Here is an 11,774-nt window from a genome sequence, read left to right on the forward strand (position 1 = left end):
AGGTAGGAAAAAGCATGGCTATAACAGGCTGGATGGACAAGTTGTTAATGATCGCGCAGTGGTTGGCTGGTTTCTTTGTGTTAGCACTGATTTTTGGTGCTATCGCAGTCGTTGTCATGTACATCCAGGACAAGCGGCAAACCCAACATACAATTCGTCGAAACTTCCCGGTGATCGGACGGTTCCGCTATTTATTTGAACATTTAGGTGAGTTTTTTCGGCAATATTTCTATGCGATGGATCGTGAGGAGATGCCTTTTAACCGAGCTCAGCGGAGCTGGGTCTATCGAGCCTCCAAAAATGCGGATAAAAACGTGGCTTTTGGTTCGACACGCGACTTAACCAAAAACGGCACCATTATTTTTGCGAACTCAGCGTATCCACACCAAGAAGAAGATAAAACACATCCAGAACCACTCACGATTGGTGCGGACTGTCCGCACCCGTATTCACCATCCAGTTTTTTCCATATCTCTGGGATGAGTTACGGGGCTTTGTCTCCGGTTGCCGTACGAGCATTATCGAAAGGAGCTGGAATTGCGGGCTGTTGGCTTAACACTGGTGAGGGCGGCTTAAGCCCTTATCATTTGGAAGGCAACTGTGATCTCGTATTCCAAATTGGTACCGCCAAATATGGTGTGCGTACGCCATCGGGCCAGCTCAATGATTCGAAGTTGCGCGAATTAGCGGCGATGAATCAAGTAAAAATGTTTGAAATCAAACTGAGCCAAGGTGCTAAACCGGGCAAGGGTGGTATCTTGCCGGGTATTAAGGTGAACCAAGAGATTGCGAAAATTCGGGGAATCCCGGTTGGGAAAGATTCAATTTCACCGAACCGCCACCCGGAAATTTCAAATAATGAGGAGCTCCTCGATTTCATTGAGCGCGTGCGTACCGTCACCGGGAAACCTACCGGGTTTAAGTTTGTGATGGGTGATCCAAACTGGATTGATGAATTCGTTGCAGCGATTAAAAAGCGGGGCGATCAATCAGCACCCGATTTTATTACCCTAGATAGTGCTGACGGCGGTACGGGTTCATCACCAGAAGCGTTGATGGATTATGTCGGACTTAAGTTATCAGAAAGCTTGCCAAAGCTGGTGGATAGCTTAGCGGCAGCCGGCTTGAAAAATCGCGTGCGGGTGATTGCTTCTGGGAAAATGATCACCCCAGCTGACGTTGCTTGGGCACTCGCTATGGGAGCTGATTTTGTGGTGACCGCACGTGGATTTATGTTCTCGCTGGGTTGTATTCAGGCCATGCAGTGTCATAAAAACACCTGTCCAACGGGTATTACAACCAATAACAAGGATTTACAACGTGGCCTTGATCCGCGTGATAAAAGCCAACGCGTTGCGAACTACCACAAATATCTAGAATACGGCGTGAATATTATTGCGCACTCTTGCGGGGTATCCGACCCTCGTAAACTCAACCGCCGTCATGCGCGTATTGTCACCCATACAGGTGATAGCGTTAGCTTGGCGGAACGCTATCCACCAGCGCACTAGGTAATCGTGCCTGTAACCATTTGGTGAAGGCAACGTGTGCAACGGGTTGTTGTTGGTGGTGTTTCGTAGAAATCATCATGGCTTCTGGAAGTACCACCGCTAACTCCTCTTCGACTCGATAGTTCTGTAGTTGTGGGTGCGATAAAAATAAGCGATCAACCAACGTCACATCCGGTGTTCCTGCCAATACATCAATCGCGATATTGACCGGAGCAATAGGTCGCACTGTTAACGATCGGCTCCATGCACTGTGTTGTTTTTTGAAATGACTCCAGCAAGGTGACGCAAGGTCAAGCAACCAAGTGCGCTCGGCAAAAGGTTGCGTGGTGTTATCAGCGCTGACAGGAATATACTGGGGTGTATACAAGAGTGTTTGTTTGAGTGCAGAATCGCGTAGGCGCCCATAATGAACCGCAAGATCCAGCTGCCCATGTTGTAACGATGCACAAAGCTCCGCTTGCTCCGTCCGAGTGGGGAACAGAGGCACCCCATGCAGCAGCACTTGGATATGCGGATAAAGTGAGTCAAACTCATTTAAGCGAGCAGCTAACCACCAGCGGAGCATGCTTTCTGGTATCCCCACACGAAGGGTGGTCGCTTCTATATCGCCAATATCTCGGGTTCGTTCAATCGTTCGTTCCAGCTCTCGGAACAATCGCAATAAGTCAGGCGCGAGTGCGGCCCCTGCAGGAGTTAACGAATGAATCCGATTATCGCGATGAAAGAGGCGAGTTCCGAGTTGTTCCTCCAGGACCTGAATTTGACGGGTAATGTTGGATTGAGAGACACCAAGTTGCTGGGCTGCATGTTTAAAACTATCCGCATGAGCAGCCACAGAAAATACACGTAATGCATTGAGCGAAGGCATTTTATTGGCTTTCATCATCTTTACTCTTGGTTCATTGAAATTAACTTAAAGTAAATCAAAAAAGGTGTTATGGCAATTAATTGGAGTGAATTTTTAGCGGTCGCGAGTTTGCATTTGTTGGCAGTGGTGAGTCCGGGGCCAGATTTTGCCGTGACCACACGTTACAGCATGAGTTTTGGCCGTCGGGTGGGACGCTGGGTTGCACTAGGTATTGGTTGTGGCGTCCTCGTTCATGTCACCTATTCAGTATTAGGGGTGTCCTTATTGATTCACCGCTACGATACGTTGTACGGGGCGTTGTTATGGGTTGGGGCCGGCTATTTCTTGTGGCTGAGTTGGCAGGCGTTTCAGTCGCAACCTAAAACGGGAGCTCCGCCTCAGCATGATCGAACAACGCAGCTGGTGAGTTTTCGGAAAGCCTTTGGGGTGGGTTTTCTGACCAATGCGCTGAATGTGAAAGCCACGCTCTTTTTTCTTGCATTGTTTACCACCATTATTCACCCTCAGACTCTCACTAATGTGAAGATTGGCTATGGGGTATACATGGCCATTATTACCGTTATTTGGTTTACCTTGTTAGCCACTTTAATTACTTGGCAGCCATTTTATCGTCGGTTGTGGGTCTATAGCCACTGGGTTGACCGAGGCATGGGGCTGTTATTATTCGCGTTGGCAGCGAAGCTCATTATTGACGGGGTACTCGTGATTAACGATAGGGTATCCGTCGTGTCAATGGTATACTAACACGTAGTTTAATTGATAGATTTTAGAGACCATTATGCAGTTATTTGTAAACGATTTAACAGTCATTGATTTTTCCTATTTATGCCCCGAGCGTGGCATGGTTGGCGAAAGTTGGATTGTTGATATCGTCCTTGATGGCTCGCTGAATGAACAGTCCATGATTCTGGACTTTGGGCGGGTCAAAAAACAGATAAAGCGAATTATTGACGGTGCGGTAGACCATAAATTGGCAATTCCCGCTGAACATCCGTTTACCCAGGTGACTCGTCATGAGGATGGCAATAGCTATTGGGTTGACTTTATGCGCCCAGAGCAGCGTTCCATTCATCTATTTTGTCCCGCCGATGCTTTTGCGTTTATCGATGCTGACACAGTGACGATGGCGTCTGTGACAGAGTACCTGCGAGCGGTGATTAAGCGCGAGTTGCCCGAGAATGTGGAAGGCCTTGAGCTATTATTGCGAGCGGAAGAAATTCCAGGTGCTTTTTATCATTATACCCACGGTCTCAAAAAGCATGATGGCAATTGCCAGAGGATTGCGCATGGGCACCGTTCACGCCTGTATATTGCGGTTGATAATGAGCGTTCAGCAAGCCTTGAAGCCGAGTGGGCTGAAACCTGGCGAGATATCTATTTAGGCTCTGCAGAAGACGTGGTGCCGTTAGAACAGGTCAATCGCTCCGCAGCAGCGCGCGATGTGAGCGAACAAAGCCATGTTGCTTATAGTTATACCGCTGATCAAGGCTTATTCGAGTTGCTCGTTCCACGTTCTGAGAACTATATTATTCCAACGGACTCCACGGTTGAATGCATTGCTGCTTACCTTGCCACGACCATTAAGCAGCAACGGCCGCAATCAGCTATTCGAGTAACGGCCTTTGAGGGCGTTGGCAAAGGAGCGATTAGCGATGCTTAGAACAACGGTAATCAGCACCTTGTTAATCACCGCCAGCAGTGCGTTATTTGCTGCCCCGGCGGCATTGGGAACCGAGGTGAAGCTTTCGGGAGCATTAACTTCCGGTGGGTTGGTCCTAGCGGAATTTGACGATGCAGTACAAGTGCAACTGAATCAACAGGAGTTGTTGTTGACCGAACAACACAGAGCGGTGTTTGGTTTTGGTCGCGATCAACATGGCGAACAAGTGCTGACGTGGCGCGACAGCAACGGGAAAGAGCATCGCCACGAGTTCACGATTGCACCGCGAAAATACCAAATTGATCGGGTGGATGGGGTGCCCCAACAGACCGTCACGCCAAATCCAGCACAACAAGAACGTGCTCGCCGTGAGGCAGAGCAAGTGTGGTTGGCCCGAAATAATGCCGTAACGCAGCGGACAGAGTTTTTAGCCCCGATTATTATGCCGGCCAAAGGGCGAATTAGTGGCGTGTATGGCAGTCAGCGTATTTTTAATGGAACCCCGCGTAATCCTCATTATGGCCTTGATATAGCGGCCCCAACCGGAACACCTGTCATTGCTCCTTGGGCTGGGGAAGTGATTTTAGCCGAACCGGATTTGTTCTATTCTGGGGGAACGTTAATCATTGATCATGGCCACGGGGTGACCAGTACCTTTATTCATCTTAACAAGATTCATGTTGCCGTTGGTGACATGATTTCACAAGGGCAGTTAATTGCCGATATTGGGGCCACTGGCCGTGTCACAGGGCCCCATCTAGACTGGCGAATTAACTGGCGTCACTTGCGGTTAGATCCCGCGTTGGTGATGGAACATTTTTCGGCGGCAGCAACCAATCCTGTCCCGGCTGAAATGCGTTAATAGCTAATAGATAACTGGTTGGCTGTGCGGCTTGCCAAGTGAGCTTTAAGGTTAAGAGCTCATCCCGCCGAAAGGCATGCACAACGACCTCATCACCGGGTTGCGAGCGGTGTAAAATATCCTTAATACTGGCATCGTTTGCATGCAAATAATCAATCGCAATGATTCTATCATGAGCGCTGAGCCCAGCTTGATGGGCCGCTTCACCTTGAAACACCACTTGTAAATCGAGCCCCTGTGCAGTGGCTTGGTATTTTGCGCCTAATGCGACCGGTGCTGGTTGGGTGGCGGGGGTGCCGCCGTATTGATTGTCATCGCTACTCAACACCGGTGTCATCGTAACGCCAAACTCCGCCAATAGTTCCCGTAAAGGGAGGGGCGCGGTGGTATAAAGAGCTTGGTGTAGAAACTCACTCACATCAATGCCGTATTCACTTTGAATAAAGGTGGATACGGTATCATTGTCGGTACCAATTTGAGTTTTTCCATAGCACTGCCATAAATCATTCATAACACGCGCCAAGGTGACTTGCTGAGCTGATTTCTGCCGCAGCAGTAAGTCTAAGCACAGGGCGATTAACGCGCCTTGCGCATAGTAATTCACGATACTATTGGCGGCATTTTCATCCTGTTTATAAAACTTGGTCCAAGCATGAAAACTCGACTCTGTAATGGTCTGCTGTTGGCTGCCAACACCTCGTTTTACTCGAGCGAAGGTATCGCCGACTATACGTAGGTAGGTCGGGGCATCAATCAATCCTGCGCGATGTAATAAATAATCATCAAAATAGGAGGTCACGCCTTCATAAAACCACAGTTGCTCGGTGTATTGTTCACGATCGAGACGATAAGGAATAAAAGCTTTTGGCTTCAATGTCTTAATATTCCAGCTATGGAAATATTCGTGGCTGCAGAGGCTCAAAAAGGTGCGATATGCAGGGGTGATTTCGGACTGATTTTCACTGATAAGATCACGCCGACTGCAAACCAGTGCGGTGGAATTTCGGTGTTCCAATCCACCAAAACCTTGCCCCACTACCATGGTTAAAAACAGGTATTCAGTGAACGGGGCTGAGCCCCCAAATAACTGTATTTGCTGCTCACAAACGGCGGTCAAATCCTGACAAATACGTTGGGTATCGGCGTAATGGCGACCCGCTAATACCAAGGTGTGGGGGATGCCGTGTACCTTGAATTGCTGGATACTGAGATCACGCCCGAGTAATACCGGATAATCAATGAATTCATCATAATTACTGGCTTGGAACGTTCCCGAACTAAACGGTGCGCCGAGTTGACGTGGCATGCCTGTGGCAACTTGCCAATTATCGTAGGGAGCGATATGCAGCTGACAAGGTGATTCCGCTAAAGAGACCACCGCAAGACACAAGGCTGAGGGGTTAAAAAAGCCCCAGAACTGGTCGAGGTAAACACTGCGAACACTGAGATCAAAGGCATAAACATGATAGCTCACTTGCAGCGTACCCGTATGCTTGGGCAGAACTTCCCAGGTTTGTTTATCAATGGCCGTGATCGGCAGTTGTTGCTGATTTTGCGTCGCTTTCAACCCGTTCAAATTACGAGCAAAGTCACGGATCATGTAGCTGCCAGGTAACCAAGCCGGAAGGGTTAATTGCAGCGGTTTAGGGCCGACCTCATGCACTGGAATATCGATTGTCACAGCAAATAAATGTGCTTCAGCATCAAGTATTTGAACGTGGTACTGCACCATAACTCACCTCACTTTCATCAACCCTTCATAGCGTTGTGGTAGTTTACCATTAAATTGTCGGCATGTGGCGGCTAGGGTGCGATGAATAAGGTCTGATTCTACTTCATTTAGCGGTATAATGAATCAACGATGGTTGGCACAAACTGGAGCGTTATGCTGAGCAATTGGAAGCTGTTATTAGAGGACCGTAATCGCTTTTTCTGGGTCTTGCAAGTGGCCGGATGGAGTGGGTATGCGTTAGTCCACTATATTGGGTCACTGATGCATGAGATGCGTGACATCTATGCACTAATTTTGCTGCTGGGTGCTTATGCGGGCTTCTTACTAACGGTGCCGCTGCGCTATTTGTATCGCAAAATTTGGGACGTCAGCCCGTGGTTACTGATTCTGATTGTGTTAGCAGCCAGCTATCTCTCAGCCGCTTTATGGGCGGTGATTGATAACGCCACTTATTGGGAAATCTATAAGTTTGGTTTTACGCCCGATAGTAAATGGTTTTACTTCAAAAACACCATCGCCAAGTTTTATATCATGTTGAGCTGGAGTGGGTTGTATTTTGGCATTAAGTACTACCAAATGCTGCAGGATGAGAAGCAAAAAGCGCTCGTCGCAACTTCCATGGCGCATCAAGCGCAATTAAAAATGCTGCGCTATCAGCTTAATCCACACTTTTTATTCAATACGTTGAACGCCATTTCGACGTTAATTTTGGTGGAAGAAAACGAACTGGCAAACCGCATGATGTCGAAGCTCAGCCTGTTTTTGCGCTTTAGTTTAGATAATGAGCCCATCAAAAAAATTCCGTTGGAACGAGAAATCGATGCGTTGATGCTTTATCTCGACATTGAAAAGGTTCGATTTGACGACCGCCTCAAAGTAACGTTAGATATAGAAGAGGATGTAAAACAAGCGTTAGTTCCGAGTTTATTTCTTCAACCGTTGATTGAAAACTCAGTCAAATACGCCATAGCGAAGTTGGAAGAGGGCGGTGAAATTATCATTTCAGCGCAACGCAACGATGATGATTTGGTGATTGTCGTGGCTGACAACGGCCCCGGCAGTACTAAGCCGCTCGATAGCTTAAGCACACAAGGTGGCGTTGGTTTAGCCAACACCCGAGAACGTTTACAAGCCTTGTATGGGCGGAACTACTCATTTACATTAACCGCCAATACCCCGCGTGGGTTGCGTATCGAAATTCGAATTCCATTGGAGCAGGTAGAGCAGGCATGATAGAAAAAATTCGTACCCTTGTCGTTGATGATGAATCCTTAGCCCGTCGTGGACTGGTGGTGCGCCTGCAAGAATTTGACCAAATTGAATTGCTGCAAGAATGCCCCAGTGCGCGAGAAGCGCTGGAAGTGATCGGCAAAGAGCAGCCAGACCTTGTTTTCCTTGATATTCAAATGCCAGGAATGAATGGCTTTGAGCTGTTACGTGAAGTGCAAGCTCACGGTTATAAGATGCCGTTAGTGGTATTTGTTACGGCATATGACCAATATGCCATTAAAGCCTTTGAAGTTCGGGCCATTGATTACTTGTTGAAGCCCGTTGATCACGAACGCTTGGCGCAAAGTATTCAGCGGATTGAAAAGAGCATTGCAGCACGTGCACAAAAAGTTCAGCAAGACCGCATCGTTAACATGCTGGCCGAGGCGACGGGTGAAGATTGTGAAGCCATTCTGAAGCGCTTGGCCAGTGGTGAAGATGTGAGTGTTGCTCGTTATCCTGAACACATTGCGATTAAAGAAAGTGGCGAGATCACACGGGTTGCGATTCATTCCATCGAGTGGATTGATGCCGCCGGCGATTACATGTGTATTCATGCTGGCAGTGAAACCCATATTTTGCGCCGCACCATGAAAGAACTAGAAGAAGAACTGAATCCACAACGATTCCAGCGCATTCACCGCTCTGCCATTGTGAATATGGAGCATGTGGAGAAGTTATGCAGCCGCCAAAATGGCGAGTATCACTTGATTCTGCGTAATGGGAAAGAGCTCAAAGTGAGCCGAAGCTATAAAGATAGAATTAAAAAATTGATTTTAAATCAGTAGAACGAATAGGCGGCTTACCTTGAGTGAGCCGCCTTTATTTCACCGACCGTTAGGTTACTTCAATAATCTTGCAGGTATTGGTAGACCCCACCGTTTCCATGACATCACCATGGGTGAGAATAACCACATCACCTGGTGCCACGTGACCACGTAATTTGATTTCATTGATAGCATCTTGCACGAGCTCGTGCGGTTTGCTCTTGGTTGAATCAAACGCAATCGGGTAGACGCCACGATATAAAGCACAACGTGAACGGCTTTCATGGTGTCGCGAAAGCGAGAAAATGGGCAGGGCAGTGTTGATCCGTGACATCAATTTGGCCGTTGACCCTGATTCCGTGAGCGCAACAATGGCTTTTACTCCTGCTAAATGCGTTGCGGCAAACATCGCACTGATGGCGGTGGCTTCTTGAATGGAAGTAAAGGTTTCATCCATATCATGATTTTCAATGGTCACGCTGGGGTGCGTTTCAGCGCCTAAGCAGATTTCCGCCATGGCTTTGACCGTGGCGACTGGGTATTTCCCTGCGGCGGTTTCTGCGGATAACATCACTGCATCGGTGCCGTCTAACACTGCGTTGGCAACGTCCATGACCTCGGCACGAGTCGGCATGGGGTTATCAATCATGGATTCCATCATTTGAGTGGCGGTAATGACCACTTTATTGCACTGGCGAGCACGGCGAATAATTCGTTTTTGTTTCCCTACCAACTGCGCATCACCAATTTCAACGCCTAAATCACCGCGGGCAACCATGACCGCATCGGACGCACGAATAATATCGTCCAGAGCTTCATCGGTCGCGACGGCTTCAGCCCGTTCAATTTTGGCACAGATAGAACCACGGCCATTGGCCGCACGTAGTAAACGACGCGCTTCGTGAATATCCGCACTGCTACGAGGGAAACTAACGGCTAAATAATCGACGCCAATTTTAGCGGCAACATGAATATCGTGATGATCTTTTTCGGTCAGAGCAGCAGCTGATAACCCGCCTCCTAACCGGTTAATCCCTTTATTGTTTGAGAGTACCCCACCAATTAATACGGTCGTGGTAACTTGGCTATCGCTGACATCTTCTACTTTTAGGCGTAAGCGACCATCGTCTAGCAGTAAAATATCGCCTTCACGCACATCTTGGGGAAGTTCTTTATAATCGATTCCAACACGCTGGTGATTTCCCGCATTGGGATCGTAATTTGCGTCCAAGACAAAGACATCGCCAACATCCAATGTTACGGCACCACTTTCAAATTTGGCAATACGGATTTTGGGGCCTTGTAAATCCCCCAAAATCGCGACGTGAGTTCCCAGTCGTTCAGCTATTTCGCGGACGAGTTTCGCACGACGTTCATGATCGTCAGCGCTACCATGTGAAAAGTTGAGTCGGACGACATTAGCTCCGGCTTTAATAAGCGCTTCGAGTACCGCCGGGTCATCGGTCGCTGGCCCCAACGTGGTAACAATTTTTGTTCGCCGTAACATCACTTTACTCCTCTAGTTTTAAGCTAAATTATACCATGTATCATACTGAGTTACAGAGCATGTGGCGCTAGTCGTCGTATTTAAGTACAATATCGTCAGTTTTTTCATATAACCGTTAAATTCACGTAACAGAAAGGTAATCTCATGAGTGATCAGCAACAGGATCTGACCCTAGCGAGTTGGCAGGAGCGCCAAGAATATGCCGAGATGATGCAACCTCTCATTGGTCGGTTGTACCGCAATTACGGCGTTGAAGTTTTAGTTTATGGCCGTTCTCTGCTGAATGTCGATACCATTAACATCATTAAGGCGCACCGTCTTATTAGCCGCCATGAAGGGGTGAAGTTACGGTTACGTGAAAGCTTCCCTTTCATTGAAGCCCTGAGCAACATGAAGCTTGCTCCTGCGCGAGTTGATTTGGGTAAGTTAGCATTCAACTACCTGCATAAAGATGCCGGAAAAGGCGACAGCATTGAAACGTATTTAGCCCGTGAGTTGGCTGATATTGTTGATAAAGCAGACGAAATTCCAGTCCAAGATATCGTACTTTACGGTTTTGGTCGGATTGGCCGCTTACTTGCGCGTTTACTAATTGAGCGTAACGGCAGCAATAACAAGATGCGGTTACGAGCAATTGTGGTTCGTGGCGGCCGAGATGGCGATCTAGAGAAGCGTGCTAGCTTATTACGTCGTGATTCAATTCATGGTCCGTTTAACGGTTCAATTACAGTTGATCATGAAAATTCTGCGATTAAAGCGAATGGTACCAGCATTAAAGTGATCTACTCTGACGGTCCTGATCAGGTGGATTACACCCAGTACGGTATTCATAACGCCATTGTGATTGATAACACTGGTATTTGGAAAGACGAAGCAGGGCTTGGCTTGCACTTGAAAGCAAAAGGCGTCAAAAAGGTGCTATTAACCGCACCGTCAAAAGGCGACATCAAGAATATCGTTTACGGTGTGAACCATAAAGATATTCTGCCTGAAGATTTGATCGTCAGTGCTGCAAGCTGTACCACCAACGCCATTACCCCTGTGTTGAAAGTGATCAATGATGAGTTTGGTATCCGTAACGGGCACGTTGAAACAGTGCATTCCTATACCAACGACCAGAACTTGATTGATAACTATCACAAAGCAGAGCGTCGTGGACGTTCAGCCCCATTGAACATGGTCTTGACCTCAACCGGAGCTGCCAAAGCAGTAGCGAAAGCACTGCCTGAGTTGGCTGGGAAGTTGACAGGTAACGCGATTCGCGTGCCAACGCCAAACGTATCCATGGCCATTATGAACTTGAACTTAAATAAAGCGACCAACAAAGAAGAATTGAACGTATTCTTGTTGCATCAATCACTGCACTCTGAGTTGCAAGCACAAATCGACTATACCGCATCCACTGAAATCGTCTCGAGCGATTTGGTCGGCTCACGTTACGCAGGGGTCGTTGATTCGCAAGCGACCATTGTGGATGAAGACCGTGCGGTCCTTTATGTTTGGTACGATAACGAGTTCGGTTATAGCTGCCAAGTGATTCGTGTTGCGGAGCAAATGGCAGGTCAGCAACTGCTCAACTTCCCGAAATAATTAATCAG

The 11,774-nt window shown here is 47.8% G+C and carries 10 protein-coding genes; 7 read left to right on the forward strand and 3 right to left on the reverse strand.

Translation table 11 applies throughout. From position 1 onward, the window contains the following. Positions 1–14 precede the first annotated feature (14 nt). Positions 15–1,511 carry an FMN-binding glutamate synthase family protein gene (locus BLP64_RS00705; RefSeq protein WP_092590710.1) on the forward strand — a complete coding sequence of 499 codons (1,497 nt, stop codon included), beginning with the start codon at positions 15–17 and terminating at the stop codon, positions 1,509–1,511. On the opposite strand, the gene BLP64_RS00710 is transcribed toward BLP64_RS00705, so the two are convergent. Next, on the reverse strand, positions 1,477–2,397 hold the full coding sequence (locus tag BLP64_RS00710; RefSeq protein ID WP_092590712.1) for a LysR family transcriptional regulator: 921 nt from the start codon (positions 2,395–2,397) through the stop codon (positions 1,477–1,479). The genes BLP64_RS00705 and BLP64_RS00710 overlap by 35 nt on opposite strands. 51 nt (positions 2,398–2,448) lie before the next feature. Here BLP64_RS00710 and BLP64_RS00715 point away from each other — a divergent pair, with 51 nt between their 5' ends. From BLP64_RS00715 to BLP64_RS00725, 3 genes are read left to right on the forward strand one after another with little or no spacing between them, the layout of a single operon-like run. Continuing rightward, positions 2,449–3,123 carry a LysE family translocator gene (locus BLP64_RS00715; RefSeq protein ID WP_092590714.1) on the forward strand — a complete coding sequence of 225 codons (675 nt, stop codon included), beginning with the start codon at positions 2,449–2,451 and terminating at the stop codon, positions 3,121–3,123. A 34-nt stretch (positions 3,124–3,157) separates the two neighbouring features. Further along, positions 3,158–4,039, forward strand: coding sequence for a 6-carboxytetrahydropterin synthase (locus BLP64_RS00720; RefSeq protein WP_092590716.1), 882 nt, complete (start codon positions 3,158–3,160; stop codon positions 4,037–4,039). Continuing rightward, on the forward strand, positions 4,032–4,901 hold the full coding sequence (locus BLP64_RS00725) for a M23 family metallopeptidase (protein ID WP_092590718.1): 870 nt from the start codon (positions 4,032–4,034) through the stop codon (positions 4,899–4,901). Before BLP64_RS00720 ends, BLP64_RS00725 begins: the two co-directional genes overlap by 8 nt. Here the strand turns inward: BLP64_RS00725 and BLP64_RS00730 are convergent. Continuing rightward, on the reverse strand, positions 4,810–6,633 hold the full coding sequence (locus BLP64_RS00730; protein WP_092590720.1) for a M61 family metallopeptidase: 1,824 nt from the start codon (positions 6,631–6,633) through the stop codon (positions 4,810–4,812). The two genes, BLP64_RS00725 and BLP64_RS00730, sit on opposite strands and share 92 nt — an antisense overlap. Positions 6,634–6,786: 153 nt before the next feature. On the opposite strand from BLP64_RS00730, the gene BLP64_RS00735 reads away from it, so the two are divergent. Then, complete coding sequence (locus BLP64_RS00735; protein WP_092591116.1) at positions 6,787–7,866, forward strand: sensor histidine kinase; 1,080 nt, start codon at positions 6,787–6,789, stop codon at positions 7,864–7,866. After that, entirely contained in the window at positions 7,863–8,690 is an 828-nt protein-coding gene (locus tag BLP64_RS00740) for a LytR/AlgR family response regulator transcription factor (RefSeq protein ID WP_092590722.1), read from the forward strand. The genes BLP64_RS00735 and BLP64_RS00740 overlap by 4 nt, the downstream gene beginning before the upstream one ends. A 49-nt stretch (positions 8,691–8,739) precedes the next feature. Here BLP64_RS00740 and pyk read toward each other — a convergent pair whose 3' ends face one another. Then, positions 8,740–10,176, reverse strand: a complete 1,437-nt coding sequence (pyk, locus tag BLP64_RS00745) for a pyruvate kinase (protein ID WP_092590724.1) — start codon at positions 10,174–10,176, stop codon at positions 8,740–8,742. 144 nt (positions 10,177–10,320) lie between these two features. Here pyk and BLP64_RS00750 point away from each other — a divergent pair, with 144 nt between their 5' ends. After that, the gene (locus BLP64_RS00750; protein WP_092590726.1) at positions 10,321–11,766 is read left to right on the forward strand and encodes a glyceraldehyde-3-phosphate dehydrogenase; all 1,446 of its coding nucleotides are present in this window, start codon (positions 10,321–10,323) and stop codon (positions 11,764–11,766) included. Positions 11,767–11,774 lie beyond the last annotated feature (8 nt).

Origin of the sequence: Pseudidiomarina indica, from assembly GCF_900104245.1 — a bacterium.
Taxonomy (GTDB): domain Bacteria; phylum Pseudomonadota; class Gammaproteobacteria; order Enterobacterales; family Alteromonadaceae; genus Pseudidiomarina; species Pseudidiomarina indica.